This window comes from Polaribacter sp. 2305UL8-11 (assembly GCF_058147165.1).
In genome coordinates, this window is record NZ_JBYVJW010000002.1 from 127,114 (window position 1) to 143,913 (window position 16,800).

Annotated in this window: 10 protein-coding genes; 4 read left to right on the forward strand and 6 right to left on the reverse strand. The window is 31.8% G+C overall.

All coding sequences use genetic code 11. From position 1 onward, the window contains the following. Positions 1-40 precede the first annotated feature (40 nt). From ilvB to ACY2RW_RS02250, 4 genes are all read right to left on the reverse strand, one after another. Positions 41-1,774, reverse strand: coding sequence for a biosynthetic-type acetolactate synthase large subunit (gene ilvB / locus ACY2RW_RS02235; protein ID WP_490121067.1), 1,734 nt, complete (start codon positions 1,772-1,774; stop codon positions 41-43). 107 nt (positions 1,775-1,881) lie between these two features. Next, on the reverse strand, positions 1,882-3,558 hold the full coding sequence (gene ilvD / locus ACY2RW_RS02240; RefSeq protein ID WP_490121068.1) for a dihydroxy-acid dehydratase: 1,677 nt from the start codon (positions 3,556-3,558) through the stop codon (positions 1,882-1,884). A 597-nt stretch (positions 3,559-4,155) separates the two neighbouring features. After that, entirely contained in the window at positions 4,156-5,277 is a 1,122-nt protein-coding gene (gene leuB, locus ACY2RW_RS02245; RefSeq protein ID WP_490121069.1) for a 3-isopropylmalate dehydrogenase, read from the reverse strand. Between the two features lie 116 nt (positions 5,278-5,393). After that, positions 5,394-6,569, reverse strand: coding sequence for a 2-isopropylmalate synthase (locus ACY2RW_RS02250; RefSeq protein WP_490121070.1), 1,176 nt, complete (start codon positions 6,567-6,569; stop codon positions 5,394-5,396). Between the two features lie 132 nt (positions 6,570-6,701). Between ACY2RW_RS02250 and ACY2RW_RS02255 the strand changes: the two genes are divergently transcribed. From ACY2RW_RS02255 to thrC, 4 genes are all read left to right on the forward strand, one after another. Continuing rightward, on the forward strand, positions 6,702-8,261 hold the full coding sequence (locus ACY2RW_RS02255; RefSeq protein WP_490121071.1) for a hypothetical protein: 1,560 nt from the start codon (positions 6,702-6,704) through the stop codon (positions 8,259-8,261). Between the two features lie 309 nt (positions 8,262-8,570). After that, positions 8,571-11,009, forward strand: a complete 2,439-nt coding sequence (thrA, locus tag ACY2RW_RS02260) for a bifunctional aspartate kinase/homoserine dehydrogenase I (RefSeq protein WP_490121072.1) — start codon at positions 8,571-8,573, stop codon at positions 11,007-11,009. Between the two features lie 107 nt (positions 11,010-11,116). After that, positions 11,117-12,037 (forward strand): homoserine kinase, encoded by a 921-nt coding sequence (locus tag ACY2RW_RS02265; RefSeq protein ID WP_490121073.1) that lies wholly within the window; start codon positions 11,117-11,119, stop codon positions 12,035-12,037. 77 nt (positions 12,038-12,114) lie between these two features. Beyond that, positions 12,115-13,401 carry a threonine synthase gene (thrC, locus tag ACY2RW_RS02270; protein ID WP_490121074.1) on the forward strand — a complete coding sequence of 429 codons (1,287 nt, stop codon included), beginning with the start codon at positions 12,115-12,117 and terminating at the stop codon, positions 13,399-13,401. 153 nt (positions 13,402-13,554) lie between these two features. Here the strand turns inward: thrC and pdeM are convergent, their stop codons facing one another. Next, a complete protein-coding gene (gene pdeM, locus ACY2RW_RS02275) occupies positions 13,555-14,217 on the reverse strand; it encodes a ligase-associated DNA damage response endonuclease PdeM (RefSeq protein WP_490121075.1) in 663 nt (220 codons plus the stop codon). 2 nt (positions 14,218-14,219) lie between these two features. Continuing rightward, positions 14,220-16,667 (reverse strand): ligase-associated DNA damage response DEXH box helicase, encoded by a 2,448-nt coding sequence (locus ACY2RW_RS02280; RefSeq protein WP_490121076.1) that lies wholly within the window; start codon positions 16,665-16,667, stop codon positions 14,220-14,222. Between the last annotated feature and the right edge of the window lie 133 nt (positions 16,668-16,800).

A 16,800-nucleotide genomic window follows, 5' to 3' on the forward strand; every position in this document is an offset into this window, starting at 1 on the left:
TTCTATTAATCTTGATTCTTTTTTATCTAATCTCTGTTCTTTACTCTAATCTTACATCAGAAACACTTGCTCCTGAAGGAATCATTGGAAATACATTGTCTTCTTTCTCCACACAAACCTCCAAGAAATAGGCTTCCTTACTTTTCATCATTTCTTTAACAGCCTCAGCCAATTCTTCACGTTTAGTAACTTTTTTTGCTTTGATATAATAACCTTCTGCAATTGCTACAAAATTGGGGTTTACCATTTCTGTAGATGCATATCTTTTATCAAAAAATAACTGCTGCCATTGACGTACCATTCCTAAGAAATCGTTATTTAAAACCACCACTTTAACAGCCGCTTTTTGCTGAAAAATAGTCCCTAATTCTTGAATCGTCATTTGGTAACCTCCATCACCAGAAATAGAAACTACTTCACGTTCTGGAGCTGCCATTTTTGCACCAATTGCTGCTGGCAATCCAAAACCCATAGTTCCTAATCCACCTGAAGTAATATTACTTTTAGACACGTTAAAATCTGCATATCTACAAGCAATCATTTGATGCTGACCAACATCACTTACAATAGCAGCTTTTCCTTCACTTTGAATGTTGATTTCTTTCAAAACCTCAGCCATTGTCAAACCTTCTTTTGTAGGATACAAATCGTTTTTGATTACTTTATCATATTCTATCTGATATAAATCTTTAAACTTTTGATGCCAATCTTTATGTGAATTTTCATTCAATAATGGTAATAATAAGTCTAAACTTGTTTTTGCATCACCTAAAACTGCTACATCTGTTTTTACGTTTTTATCAATCTCTGCAGGATCAATTTCAAAGTGAATCACCTTTGCTTGTTTTGCATAGGTATTTAAACTTCCTGTAACCCTGTCATCAAAACGCATTCCAATGGCAATTAAAACATCACACTCGTTGGTTAGCATATTAGGAGCATAATTTCCATGCATACCTACCATACCAACATTTAATGGATGTTTTGTAGGAATTGCAGAAGCTCCTAAAATAGTCCATGCAGCAGGGATTCCTGCTTTTTCTACAACTGCCTTTAATTGCTCTTCTGCTTCACCTAAAATAACTCCTTGCCCCCAAACAATTAATGGTTTTTTTGCTCCATTAATTAGTTTTGCAGCTTCCTCTACTTTAGATACATCTGTCTCTGGAACTGGTTTATAACTTCTTACTTTTGCACATTTCTCATACGAAAAATCAAACTCATCAAACTGAGCATCTTTAGTAATATCTACTAAAACAGGTCCTGGTCTACCACTTTTTGCAATGTAAAAAGCTTTTGCTAATGCTTCAGGAATATCTGAAGCTTTGGTTACTTGGCAATTCCATTTTGTTACAGGTGTAGAAATACCAACAATATCTGTTTCTTGAAATGCATCAGAACCTAATAAATGTGATGGTACTTGACCTGTAATACACACCATTGGTGTAGAATCTATTTGGGCATCTGCAATACCAGTAATTAAATTGGTGGCTCCTGGACCAGAAGTTGCCATAGCTACACCAACTTTTCCTGAAATTCTTGCATATCCTTGAGCAGCATGTGTTGCTCCTTGCTCATGACGTGTTAAAACATGATGAATTTTATCTTGATATTTGTACAACTCATCATAAACTGGCATAATTGCTCCTCCTGGATATCCGTAAAGAATATCTACTCCTTCTTCAATTAAACATCTTACTATTGCTTCGCTACCAGAAATACGTTCAGTAGTTTTGGTAGATTTATTTAATGTATTTATGGTTTGTGTTTCCATATATTTTTATTTTTAGACGAAAGAAAAGAGATAAAAGAATAAAGACTTTCCAATCTGTCTTTTTTTTCTTTTCTCTTGTTTCTTGCTTCTTTTTTCTGTTTTCTTATTTACAAATCTGTTACACATCCTTTAGATGCAGATGCTACTGATTTTGCGTATTTGTATAAAATTCCTTTTTTGTGTTTTAAGGCTGGTGCTACCCATTTTGCTTTTCTTTCTGCCAATTCTTCATCAGAAATTAGCACATTTATAGAGTTGTCTTCTGCGCTAATTCTAATTTTATCGCCAGTTTCAATTAAACCTATTGCACCTCCAGACTGTGCTTCTGGTGTAATATGCCCCACTACAAAACCATGAGTACCTCCAGAAAAACGACCATCTGTAATTAAAGCTACAGATTTTCCTAAACCTGCACCCATAATTAATGAAGTTGGTTTTAGCATTTCTGGCATTCCTGGCCCTCCTTTTGGCCCCACATACCTAATGACGACTACATCTCCTTTTTCTACTTCTCCGTTTGAAATTCCTGTGTTTGCTGCTTGTTCACCATCATAAACCACTGCTTTTCCTTCGAACAATAAACCTTCATTTCCAGAAATTTTTGCTACTGCTCCTTCTGTTGCCAAATTCCCATAAATAATTTGAATATTTCCTGAAGATTTTAATGCCTTATCTTTTGGATAAATAACATCTTGATCTTCAAATTCCATTGCTTTAACATCTGCCAAATTCTCTGCTAAAGTTTTACCTGTAACTGTTAAACAATCTCCATGTAAATAACCATTGTCTAACAAATATTTCATAATTGCTGGTGTACCACCAACTCCATGTACATCTTCCATTAAATATTTTCCTGATGGTTTTAAATCTGCAATTAATGGAGTTCTATCTGAAACTCTTTGGAAATCTTCTAAGGTAAATTCAATATCGGCTGCGTGAGCTATTGCTAAAAAGTGTAATACTGCATTTGTAGAGCCTCCTAAAGCGTTTACCAATGCAACAGCATTTTCTAATGACTTTTTAGAAATAATATCTAAAGGTTTTAAATCTAATTCTAATAAGTTTTTTATTGCCAAAGCTGTTCTTTCTGCTTCTGATAATTTATTTGGATTTTCTGCAGGAATTGACGAGTTGTATAGCAGTGCAAAACCCATACATTCTATGGCAGAAGCCATTGTATTTGCTGTGTACATACCTCCACAAGCTCCAGCTCCTGGAATGGCTCTTTTGATGATTTCTCTATATTCTTCTTCCTCAATTTCTCCAGCAACTTTTTGTCCTAAAGCTTCGAAAGCAGAAACAATATTTAATTTTCTTCCTTTGTAATTTCCTGATGCAATGGTTCCTCCATACATCATAATTGATGGACGATTTAAACGCAACATTGCAATAACTGCTCCTGGCATATTTTTATCACAACCCACCACAGAAACCAATGCATCGTAACTTTGTGCATTCATAACAGTTTCTATAGAATCTGCAATAATATCTCTAGAAGCTAAGGAATAATTCATTCCTGAAGTTCCCATTGAAATTCCATCTGAAACCCCAATTGTATTGAACCCTAAACCTACTAAACCTGCAATCTTAGATTCCACTTTTAATTCTGCTGCCAAATTATTTAAATGCATGTTACATGGGTTACCATCATAACCTGTACTTGCAATACCAACTTGTGCTTTGCTCATGTCTTCATCTGTTAAACCTACTGCATATAACATGGCTTGTGATGCTGGTTGAGATTCGTCTTGTGTTAATCTTTTGCTGTGTTTATTTAATTCCATTTACTGTTTTCTTCATTTTGTTGACTAAATTACTGTGTTTTTACATTTTTGTTGCATAATCTTCATTACAGACCTTTAAATTCAGGTATTTAAAAAGATGTCTAATTATTTGATTTAAAACTATTTAACCATATCTTATTATGACGTTCAAACATTGAAATATTTCCATAAAAAAAACCTTCCGTTTATAGGAAGGTTTGCTTTTATAAAATATATAAATACTACTTCCTTATCATGTCGTAATAATTACGATGACAATAATAATAGAAATAATATTTGATAATTGGTTTCTCATTTGAATGACAAATATTGAAATTTTTTATTTAATAATGCAAATAAATAATTACTTTTTTTATTTTTTATGCTTTTTGTTAGCAAGTAAGTTTAGCCCAGATTGAGTGGTCTGTTTGAGCTCTTTTTTATGCTGAACTCGATTCAGTGTCTTTTGTAATTAATAAAACGTTATTAAACAAGTGAAATGCTGAAATAAATTCGGCATAAAAAAAGCGAGTAACGATACTGAAACAAGTTCTGCACAAGAAGCTGGAAATAGCATCAAAAAAACTCCTGTTTTATAGGTATTACAATTTATCTTTTTTAGATAATTGTACTTTGCCCCATGTGAATATTTGTAAAATTCATGTTGCTATCATCTTGATTTAGGATGTAATCTGCAATAAAATCGCCCACTTTAGATGTGGCTGCAAAGTATTTGTTTTTTCCTTTGATATCTTTTGTGGTGATATTTAAGTCTAATGATTTTGCAACTGCTCTTTCTATTGCATCTGCTTCTTCGTCTAAACCTAAATGCTCTAACAACATTGCTGCTGATAAAATTGATGCTAAAGGGTTTGCTATGTCTTTGCCTTTTGCTTCGGAAAATGTCCCATGAACAGGTGCAAACAATGCATTTTCTTCACCAATTGAAGAGGATGCCAACAAGCCTATTGAGCCTGAAATAACACTAGCTTCGTCTGAAATGATATCTCCAAATAAATTTTCTGTAAGTACAACATCAAAGCTTTTGGGTTCTAAAATTAACTTCATGGTTGCATTGTCTACGTACAAGTGTTCTAGAGTTACATCTTTATACTGTGTAGCAATTTCTGTAACTGTTTTTTGCCATAATTTAGAGGTTTCTAGCACATTAGATTTGTCTATTAAGGTTACTTTTCTTTTTCTACTTTGTGCTGCTTTAAACGCTAAATGAGCTATTCTAGAAATTTCATCTACAGAATAAGTACAAACATCGTAGGCATTTTTACCATCTTTGCTCAACTCTTTTTTCCCAAAATAAATACCTGCTGTTAATTCTCTAAAAATAGCAATGTCTGTTCCTTTGATAATCTCTCTTCTTAATGGAGAATTTTTTATCAATTGGTCATAAGCTTTTACAGGGTTTATATTGCAAAAAAGGTCTAATTCTTTTCTTAATTTTAGCAACCCTTGTTCTGGTCTAATTCTTAATGAGGGGTCATTATCGTATTTAGGGTCTCCAATAGTACCAAACAAAATAGCGTCTGCATTTTTACAAATTTCTATTGTTTTTTCTGGCAACGGATTTCCTGTTGCATCTATAGCTGCTGCACCCATTTGTGCTTCTTTGTACAAGAAAATATGATCATACACTTCTGCAACTGCACCTAATGCTTTTTTTGCTTGATTAACGACTTCTGGACCAATACCATCACCTGGAATTACTGCTATTGTGTATTTCATTTCACTATTTTTGAAAGTTTTGCCTAAATCAAAGGTAGTTGAAATTTTTAAAATATTTTACTATTTAAAAATGCGCAACTACCTATGAAGACAAAATATTTTTGGGTTTCTAAAATTTAAGCAATGGCAATTTTAGAAATTTTATTTACTTTTTTCATTATTTGATGAATGTCTTCATCTTTTACTTCTTTTTGCTGATCTGCAGTTTCTAAAAAGGAAGTATAAGCACTATCTAATTGAACTTTAGTTAACTCGTAACCAATCTTTTTTGCTCTGTAAGCTAATGCTGCTCTACCACTTCTAGCTGTTAAAACTATGGCACTTTCTGTAACACCAACATCTTCAGGATCCATAATTTCATAAGTTTCTCTGTTTTTTATGACTCCATCTTGATGAATTCCAGAACTATGTGCAAATGCATTTGCTCCAACAATTGCTTTATTGGGTTGCACTGGCATTCCCATACTTTCTCGAACCATAATAGAAGTATCGTACAATAATTTTGTATTGATAGAGGTTTCTAAATTTAGATAAGGATGTTGTTTTAAAACCATTACTACTTCTTCTAAAGCCGTATTTCCTGCTCTTTCTCCAATTCCGTTAATTGTACACTCTATTTGACGAGCACCATTGATAACTCCTGCAATAGAATTTGCTGTAGCCATTCCTAAATCGTTATGACAATGACAAGAAAGAATTACATTATCTATACCTTTTACGTTTTCGTGCAAATATTTCATTTTTGCACCATATTCTTCTGGTAAACAATAACCTGTTGTATCTGGAATGTTTAAAACAGTGGCACCTGCTTTTATAACTTCTTCACAAACCTTTGCCAAATATTCGTTATCAGTTCTTCCTGCGTCTTCTGCGTAAAACTCTACATCTTCTACAAAAGATTTTGCATAAGAAACTGCTTTTACAGCACGTTCTATTACAGCTTCTCTAGAAGAATTAAACTTGAATTTTATATGAGAATCACTTGTTCCAATTCCTGTATGAATTCTTGGATATTTTGCATATTGTAAGGCCTCTGAAGCTACTTTAATATCGTTTTCTACAGCTCTTGTTAAACCACAAACTGTAGCATTTTTAACAATTTTTGCAATTTCTGAAACCGAACTAAAATCTCCTGGACTTGATACAGGAAAACCAGCTTCTATAACATTTACTCCAAGTAAATCTAATCTTTCAGCAATTACCAATTTCTGTTTTGTATCTAATTTACAACCTGGAACTTGTTCTCCATCTCTTAATGTTGTGTCAAAAATTTGTACTTGATTATTTTGCATAATTTCTGTAAAGATTATCGTATTTATACATCAAATATATTTAATGAGATAAAATTAATTGGTTACTTTTACAGTTCTGTACGATTTCTAGTCGAAATTAAATAAGTATAATTATTTGATTTTTAATTAATTATGAGTAAAAACATTACATTCGCCAATCAGCAAAATGATGCGCTATTTGTACTGATTAAGTCTTTAACCAAGTCAGAAAAAAGACAATTTAATCTTTATGTAGGAAGATTAGATGGTAATGTAGATGCTAAATTTTTCTCTCTTTTTAAGTTTTTAGAAAAACTAAAAGTTTATGATGAAAAAGTAATTATTGGAAGTGGTATTGTATCTAAACAGCAATTATCAAATTTAAAAGCGCATTTATACAAGCAAATTTTAATAAGTTTACGTTTAAATCCTGCACATAAAAACATTAGAATTCAAATTCGGGAACAGTTAGATTTTGCCACGGTTTTATATCAAAAAGGACTCTACAAACAGAGTTTAAAATTGTTAGACAAAGCTAAAAATTTAGCAATTGAATACGAAGAAAAAAACATTGCTTACGAAATTGTTGAATTAGAGAAAGTAATTGAAACACAATACATTACACGAAGCTTAAACAACAGAGCAGACCAACTTTCTGTACAAGCTAAAGAATTGAGTCAGCAAAATGTAATTGCCAGTAAATTATCAAATTTATCATTGCAATTGTACAGTCATTTATTACAAAATGGTTATGTAAAAAACAAAAAGGAGTTGCAATTTATAAACAACTATTTTGAGGATCGTTTGCCAAAATACAAGTATGAAAAATTAGGTTTTAGGGAACGTCTTTGGCTTTATAAAGCACATTTATGGCATAGTTTTTTAACACAAGATTTTTTACAGAGTTATAAGTATGCTAACAAATGGGTAGATTTATTTAAAGAAAACTCTAAATTAATCAATCTACATCCTGTTTTTTATTTAAAAGGAATAAATTATTTGTTAGAAGCTTCCTTTTTTGTGAAAAAAATCTCAACTTTTAGAGATGAATTAGAAAATTTTGAAGCAGAAGTTACTGCCAAAAAAATCCCTTTAAACACCAATACAGAACTACTAATTTTTCAATATTTATATGCCAACAAGCTACATTTACATTTTTTAGAAGGTACTTTTGATAGGGGAGAATATTTGGTTGCAATCATCAATAAAAAAATTGAAGATTATAGCAACAGACTAGACAATCATTATATTGTAATGTTTTATTACAAAATTGCTTGTTTGTATTTTGGAATGGGTAAAAACGAGCTTTGTATAGAATATTTACAAAAAATTATTCGAAGTAAAATAGGCTCTGCAGAAGATTTACAGTGTTTTGCTAGAATTTTAAACTTAATTGCACATTATGAATGTGGCTTAGATTATGATTTGGAAAGGCAATTTATAGATACCTATAAATTCTTACTAAAAATGGAGAATTTACAAGAGGTTCAAAAAGTGTTTTTAGAATCTATAAGAGATTTAAGTGATGTTTTTCCACATGAAATTAAAGGCGAATTCAAGAAAATTCATGCAAAATTAAAAGTTTTTGAGAATCATCCTTACGAAAAAAGAGCCTTTTTATATTTAGATATTTTGTCTTGGTTAGAAAGTAAAATTGAAAATAAACCGATTGCTTTAGTTATTAAAGAAAAATCACGTCAACTATCTAAATAATATCAATTTTCAAATTTTTACCACCTGTTTTTGTTAATATGATATAAATTCAACAAAAACACAAAATAAAAGCAAGTTGATGTCTGCTAATTAAATATTTCTAATATTTTTGCCTTGTGAATAAATCAATAATACATACAAATCTAACCAATGCTATTTCTTTAGCATTTACTATTATTGGCACAACTACAACAATTACCCTTTAGGGGTTTATTATATTTCATATCAACTTAGGTCATTTATATTGTTTCGAATAATTTTGAAACAGTTCTCAATAAAAAATAAATTTCACAAACTATTTCATTAAAAATGAAAGTATTAAAATTCGGTGGTTCTTCAGTCGCAAATTCAGAAAACATAAAAAAGGTTTTATCAATTGTAGAAAAAACTTCAAAAGCGAGTAAAACTGCAGTTGTAGTTTCTGCTTTTGGCAAGACCACAAACGCATTAATTCAAGGAGCAAATTTAGCAGCTACAAAAAATGAAGACTATAAAATCGTTTTAAAAAAGTTAGAAACACATCATTTTAACGTAATTAAAGATTTAATTCTTTTAGAGAATCAACCTAAAATTCTCGATTATGTAAAAAAACTTTTCAATCAATTAGAAACCATTTACGAAGGTTGTTATTTGTTGGAAGAACTAACTCCAAAAACACTGGCTACTATTTCTAGTTTTGGCGAATTATTGTCTTCTTACATTATTGCAAATGCAGCAAATAGTTCTTTTGAAACTGATTATAAAGACAGTAGAGAACTCATTATTGCTTCTGATAATTATTTGAATGCAACAGTTAATTTTACAGAAACAAATAAAAACATTGCTACTTATTTCGATGGAAACCAGAAACAAGTAACTCTTTTACCTGGTTTTGTTGCGAATACTTTAGAAGGAAAAACTACCACTTTAGGACGTGGAGGATCTGATTATACTGCAGCCATTATTGCTGCTGCTGTAAATGCGGAAGAATTACAAATTTGGACGGACGTTTCTGGAATGTTCACAGCCAACCCAAGTGTGGTAAAACAGGCGTTTCCTATTCCTCATATTTCGTATCACGAAGCCATGGAATTGTCTCATTTTGGAGCGAAAGTTATTTATCCGCCAACAATTCAGCCAGTTTTGAAAAAGGGAATTCCTATTTGGATTAAAAACACATTTAAACCAGAAGAAGAAGGGACTTTAATAGCCAAAGAAACAAGTAACAAAAAACCTGTAAAAGGAATTAGTCATATAGAAAATATAACTTTAATTACCCTAGAAGGAAGTGGAATGGTAGGAATTCCTGGTTTTTCTAAGCGTTTATTTGAAGCGATTTCTTTGCATAACATTAATATTATTTTGATTACTCAAGCTTCGTCTGAATTATCGATTTGTATTGGTATTGCTGATGAAGATGCTCAAAAAGCAAAAGCAGTAATTGATGAAACTTTCGAGTTTGAAATTGAAAAGCAAAAAGTAAATCCTGTAAAATTAGAACAAGATTTGTGCATTATTGCTTTGGTTGGCGATAATATGAAAAACCACCAAGGTTTAAGTGGACAAATGTTTAGTTCTTTGGGCAAAAATAATGTGAATATTAGAGCCATTGCACAAGGTTCTACAGAGAAAAATATTTCTGCTGTCATCAATAAAAGTGATGCAAAAAAGGCTTTAAACACGTTGCACGAACAATTTTTTGAAGAAAAAATTAAACAAATCAATCTTTTTGTTACTGGTGTAGGGAATGTTGGTGAACGTTTTTTAGCACAATTAGAACAGCAGAAAAAACACTTAAAACAGCATTTAAAACTGAATGTTCGTGTAATTGGTTTATCCAACTCCAAAAAAATGGTTTTCAACGAAAAAGGAATCGATTTAAAAAACTGGAAAGAACTTTTAGAAAACGGAGAACAAACAAGTTTAGAGAAGTTCTTTAACAAGACAAAAGCCTGTAATTTAAGAAATAGTGTTTTTGTAGATAATACTGCAAACCAAGCAGTTTCTGAAATTTATGAGAACTATTTAAGACAAAGTATTGGTGTGGTAACCTGTAATAAAATTGCATGTGCTTCTTTATTAGAAAACTATAAAACGTTGAAAGCAATTTCAAGAAGATACAATGCTCCATTTTTATTTGAAACCAATGTAGGTGCAGGTTTACCAATTATAGATACTTTAAAAAACCTAATTAATTCTGGTGATAGAGTTCATAAAATTCAGGCTGTTTTATCTGGAAGTTTAAACTTTGTATTCAATAATTTTAATGAAAACACAACGTTTCATGATGTTGTAGCGCAAGCTCAAAAAGAAGGGTATACAGAGCCAGATCCAAAAATTGATTTGAGTGGTGTGGATGTTGCTAGAAAAATTTTAATTCTTGCCAGAGAAAGTGGTTATGATTTAGAATTGAGCGATATTTATAAAAATGCTTTTCTACCAAAAGAAAGTTTAAAAACAACAAATAATAATGATTTCTATGCTTCTTTAACAAAAAATGAAGCTCATTTTCAGCAAATATTTAAGGAAGCAAATGACACAGATTGTCGCTTAAAATATGTCGCAGAATTTGCAGACGGAAAAGCAAATGTTGGTTTGCAACACATTCCTTCAAACCATCCTTTTTATAATTTAGAAGGAAGTGATAATATTGTGTTATTTTTTACAGATAGATATCCAGAAAATCCTTTAATTATAAAAGGTGCTGGAGCTGGTGCAGATGTTACTGCTTCTGGTATTTTTGCGGATATAATTAGAACTACTAAATAAGTTGACAGTATTCAGTAGGCAGTCTCCAGTAAGCAGTATTCAGTAAAAAACTGATTGCAAACTGAAGACTGAAGACTGAGAACTGCTGACTGAAGACTTAAAAAAAAATGGATTATTTAAAAATATTTTCTCCTGCAACTGTTGCCAATGTTTCTTGTGGATTTGATTCTATGGGTTTTGCTGTAGATGCAATTGGTGATGAAATGACGTTTACAAAAACTGTCCAAAAAGGAGTAAAAATAACCAATATTACTGGTGCTAATTTAACGTACGAAGTTGATAAAAACGCAGCAAGTGCTGTGGTTAAAAAAATATTATTAGAAGCGAATACCGATTTTGGAATTGAATTAACCATCCACAAAGGATTTTCTCCTGGAAGTGGTTTGGGTAGTTCTGCTGCAAGTGCAGCAGGTGCTGCTTTTGGTGTAAATCAGTTTTTAGAAAATAAATATTCTGAATTAGAACTCACTAAATTTGCAATGTTTGGAGAAGAAGTTGCTTGTGGAACACCAATTGCCGACAATGTTGCAGCAGCAATTTATGGAGGTTTCGTTTTGGTAAGAAGTTACGAACCTTTAGATATTGTAAAACTCCCTGTTCCAGAAAAATTAAAAGTAGTAGCAATTCACCCTCAAATTGAAGTAAAAACAAAAGACGCAAGAGAAGTTTTACCAAAAGAAATTCCTTTAAAAAACGCCATTACACAATGGGCAAATGTTGGTGGATTGGTGAGTGGATTGTACACAAATAATTACGAATTAATAAGTAATTCTTTAGTAGATTTGGTGGCAGAACCTACAAGAAAATCTTTAATTCCGTTTTTTGATGAAGTGAAAAAAAATGCCATAAAAGCTGGAGCTCTAGGTGCAGGAATTTCTGGCTCTGGCCCAACAATTTATGCTTTGTGTAAAGGAGATGAAATTGCAAAAAAAGTAAAAAATGCAATTCATAAAACATATAAAAACACTGGAATCGATTTTGAAATCTTTACCTCGAAAGTGAATTCAGCAGGAATGAAAATAATATAAACTGTCTCCTCGAGCGCAGTCGAGAGGTTTTATTTAGGTCTCGACTGCGCTCGACCTGACAAACGAAATTAAACAAAATGAACTACTACAGTTTACATAGAAAATCGCCAAAAACAACTTTTAAAAACGCAGTTGTAGAAGGTTTGGCAAAAGATAGAGGAATTTATTTTCCAGAAACAATTACGCCACTATCAAAAGATTTTATAGAAAATATTGAGAATTACACAAATCAAGAAATTGCTTTTGAAGTGATAAAACAATTTGTTGGTGATGAAATTCCGACCAATAAATTAAAAGAAATTGTGGCAGAAACTGTTTCTTTTGATTTTCCTGTGGTAAAAATTACAGATAATATTGCTTCTTTAGAATTGTTTCACGGCCCAACAATGGCTTTTAAAGATGTTGGTGCTAAGTTTATGGCTAAATGTTTGGAGTACTTCAACAGAAATAATGAAGATGAAGTTACTGTTTTAGTCGCAACTTCTGGAGATACTGGAGGTGCTGTTGCCAACGGGTTTTTAGGCGCAAAAGGTGTAAATGTGGTTATTTTATATCCTTCTGGAAAAGTGAGTGATATTCAAGAAAAACAACTAACTACTTTAGGTCAGAATATTACAGCTTTAGAGGTAGATGGTGTTTTTGACGATTGTCAAGAAATGGTAAAAACTGCTTTTTTAGATGAAGAAATTACGAAGACTTTAACCTCTGCAAATTCAATAAATGTTGCACGTTGGTTGCCACAAATGTTCTACTTTTTCTTCACTTATAAAGAATTAAAAAAACTTAATAAAGAATTGGTTTTCTCTGTACCAAGTGGAAATTTTGGCAATATTTGTGCAGGAATAATGGCACAGAAATTAGGTTTACCTGTCAAGCATTTTGTGGCTTCTACCAATGTAAACGACACTGTTCCTAATTATTTAAAAGATGGAAAATACACTCCAAAACCATCAAAAGCAACCATTTCTAATGCTATGGATGTTGGAAACCCAAGTAACTTTATTAGAATTCAAGAATTGTATAACAACGATTTTGAGGCTCTAAAAAAACATTTTTCTTCTTTTAGTTTTACAGATGATGAAACTCGCGAAAAGATGAAAGTGATTTATAAAGATTCTGGTTATGTTGCAGATCCTCATGGAGCAGTTGGTTATTTAGGGTTGGAAAAATACGGTTTAAAAGAAAATGAATTTGGGGTATTTTTAGAAACTGCACATCCTGTAAAGTTTTTAGATGTGGTGGAAGAAACTTTACCTGTAAAAGTCGAAATTCCTGCACAGATTCAGAAAGTGATTAACAATAAAAAAGTAGCGATAAAGGTTGCTGCCTATGAAGATTTGAAGAGTTTTTTGATGGAAGAATAATTTTTTCATTTCAAACGAAACGCAGTGAAGTTGAGAAATCTTATGTATTCAATTAGTTTCTATTAGATTTCTTCATAAAGTCCGAAATGACATTCTTATTTTTAGATAGTTATTAGACCTCACAGATTTTAAAAACCTGTGAGGTCTTTCACTCTACAACTCAAAAATCCCATCATCAGTAAAACAATAATTTTTACATTTCTTTAAGCTTTGCCTTGTATTTAATCCTGTAAACAAACTAAAAGCTGGTAAAATTAGCTGATTTTCTGTTACTTGAAAACAAGGTAATTTAATTCGTTGCTTGCCTTTTCCTTTGATAAAAACTCCTGGGTGAATATGTCCAGAAATGGTAAAAAAATCGCTTATATCCTCAACTGAATCATGAACAAATTTTAAAGTGTTTACATTTAATTCTGAAGTAAAAACCTCAATATTAAATTGCTCGTAAACTTTGTTGCTTAATCTGTCATGATTCCCTTTTATCAATTGTAATTTTAAGTTTTCGAATTGTGATAACCATTGCTTAAACTCATTTAAATCACTATTATATTCTGCATGAAATAAATCGCCTACAATTATTAAATTTTCAGCTTTAAAATGCAAGATTAACTGTTTTAAACGTTCTAAATCTGTCGTTAAAACATCTTTTGGAATTGGAATGCCACTTTTTTGAAAATGAGCAGATTTTCCAATATGCAAATCACTTAAAATTAAACTTTTTTGAGATTCCCAATACAAAACTCGCTGATTCGTAACTTCTAAAACCTCGTCTTTACACAATATTTTTCTAGAAATTATTACCAAGGGTTTACTCATATTTAGGCTTTTAACGCTTGTTTTTGAATGCGTTCTATTCGTTTGCTTAAATCTTCGTTACTCATAGTTCCTCGCAAACTATCTACTTTTAAAGGAAAACTCAAAGGTGTAAAATTTTGGGCTCTTTTCAAAATGATTTTACTTTCTGAAATTCGTTTAAAAGCACTTTGTAAACGCACTTTTTCTAATTCATAATCGAAAACTTCGTTATACGCTTGTTTCAACAATAAATTGTTGGGTTCATGGTCATTTAAAACTCTAAAAATTAATCCTGAAGAAGATTGCAAACTCTTATTCGACTTTCGATTTCCTGGTTGTGTTTGAATGACCAAACCAGCAACCACAGCAATATCTCTAAATTTTCGAGAAGCCATTTCGCTCGCATTTATACTTGCAGTTACATCCTGAATTAAATTTTCTTTGGAAAATATCTCTGTAATATTTTCTTCATTTAAAGGTATTTCTTGGTCGCTTAACAACTCAAAACCATAATCGTTCATAGCGATTGTAAAGGTTCTTTTTTGTATTAAACTTAGTCGATAAGCAATTAAAGAAGCCATAATTTCATGGACTAATCTTCCTTCAAAAGGATAGGCAAACAAATGGAAACCTTCTTTAGTCTCTATGAGTTCTACTAAAAATTCGTCGTGTTTTGGAATGTGAGAATTGACTTCTTGTCTTTTTAATAAAGGATGCAAAAATTTCAACTCTTTTTCTCTATTATTTGGCGTTAAAGCATCATTTAACTTTAATCTTAAAAAATGTGTTAAATAAGAAGTTAAAGGCAACCTACCACCCATCCAGCTTGGGGTAATCGCTTTTTTCTTTTTGCTTCTTTTTACCAAAACAGTCATGTCTTTTATTTGTTTCATCTCTAAAACCCTTCCTCCTAAAATAAAAGCATCACCCTTTTTTAATTTTGAGATAAAATATTCTTCCACCATTCCAATATATCCACCAGAAAAAAACTTTACAAATAGCATTACTTCACTTACAATTACACCAATATTCATTCTGTGCATCATGGCTATTCGTCTACTTTTTACTCTGTAAAATCCGTCTTCATCTAACACTACTTTATGAAATTCTTCATAGGCTTTTAACGTATTTCCACCTTGTGTGATGAAATGGATGCACCAATCGAATTCTTCTTTGGTTAAATAATGAAATGCGTGAATTTCCTTAACCAATTCGTATGTTTCATCCGCTTTAAAACCTTCGCCAACTGCCAACGTCACTAAAAATTGAACCAAAACATCATAGGTCAACACATAAGGTTGCCTTGCTTCAATTTGGTTTTGTTTTACGGCTTCTTTTACAGCAGCAACTTCTATCAATTGTAAAGAATGCGTAGGAACTGCGTACATTTTTGAAGTTTCAAAAGGCGAATGCCCACTTCTTCCTGCTCTTTGCATAAAACGTGCAATTCCTTTGGCAGAACCAATTTGAATGACACAATCTACTGGTTTAAAATCGACTCCTAAGTCTAAAGACGATGTACAAACGACTGCTTTTAATAATCCGTTTGAAATGGCTTCTTCAATAAAATTACGTTGCACTTTATCAATAGAACCATGATGGATGGCAATTTGACCAATTAAATCTGGTTCTTCTTCTATTAAAATTTGATACCATAATTCACTCTGATTTCTCGTGTTTGTAAAAATTAGAGTCGTCGTGTTTTCATAAATAATCGGAATTATTTTAGAACTCATTTGTTTACCTAAATGTCCTGCCCAAGACAATTCTTCCACTTCATCTGGCAATAAAGAAACAATATCAATTTTCTTCTTTTCTTTTGCACGAATCATCGTGGTTTTTACCTCATAAGGAATGAGTACATTTTTGGCTTCCTCCAAATTCCCAATCGTTGCAGAAATTCCCCAAATTCTCGCTTTTGATGATAAATTTCTGATTCTTGCAATTGCTAATTCTGTAATTACACCACGTTTTGAGCCTAGTAATTCATGCCATTCATCAACAGCAATACAGTTTACATTTTTAAACCAACGTGAGTTTTTCTTTTGAGAAAATAACAAGTGAAGCGTTTCTGGAGTCGTTAAAATAACGTCTGGCATTGCACGTTCTTGACGCCTTCTATCTTTGGTTGATGTGTCTCCATTTCTAACCTCAACTGTCCAATCTAAACCAATTTCATCAACAGCAGTATTCATGGCTTTTGCCAAATCTTTCGCCAACGAACGCAAAGGACTTACCCAAATTAATTTTAATCCTTTTTTGTAGTTTTTTTGATTGTTGAAATAATCAATAACAACCGCTAAAAATACAGAAAACGTTTTCCCAAAACCTGTTGGAGCCACTACCATTCCACTAAAATTATTGTGATAGCGTTCCCAAGTTTGGGTTTGAAAACTAAAAGGCGTTTGGTTTTTTTCTGCCATCCAATTTTCTATGATTTTGTAGCCTTGTGTTTGTTTGAAGTTGCTCAATGTTGTTTTTAGTTGATGGTTGTTGGTTTTTAGTTTATTTCGATTTTATGGAGAAATCTCACAGAAAATAGTTTAATAAATGAAGTTTCTCCTCCTCATAATAAGATTTCTCAATTCTACTGTGTTTCATTCG

Excerpts from the sequence above, each read along its gene's own strand:
- ilvB (WP_490121067.1), bottom strand. The coding sequence starts at position 1,774 with ATGGAAACACAAACCATAAATACATTAAATAAATCTACCAAAACTACT.
- ilvD (WP_490121068.1), bottom strand. The coding sequence starts at position 3,558 with ATGGAATTAAATAAACACAGCAAAAGATTAACACAAGACGAATCTCAA.
- leuB (WP_490121069.1), bottom strand. The coding sequence starts at position 5,277 with ATGAAATACACAATAGCAGTAATTCCAGGTGATGGTATTGGTCCAGAA.
- ACY2RW_RS02250 (WP_490121070.1), bottom strand. The coding sequence starts at position 6,569 with ATGCAAAATAATCAAGTACAAATTTTTGACACAACATTAAGAGATGGA.
- ACY2RW_RS02255 (WP_490121071.1), top strand. The coding sequence starts at position 6,702 with ATGAGTAAAAACATTACATTCGCCAATCAGCAAAATGATGCGCTATTT.
- thrA (WP_490121072.1), top strand. The coding sequence starts at position 8,571 with ATGAAAGTATTAAAATTCGGTGGTTCTTCAGTCGCAAATTCAGAAAAC.
- ACY2RW_RS02265 (WP_490121073.1), top strand. The coding sequence starts at position 11,117 with ATGGATTATTTAAAAATATTTTCTCCTGCAACTGTTGCCAATGTTTCT.
- thrC (WP_490121074.1), top strand. The coding sequence starts at position 12,115 with ATGAACTACTACAGTTTACATAGAAAATCGCCAAAAACAACTTTTAAA.
- pdeM (WP_490121075.1), bottom strand. The coding sequence starts at position 14,217 with ATGAGTAAACCCTTGGTAATAATTTCTAGAAAAATATTGTGTAAAGAC.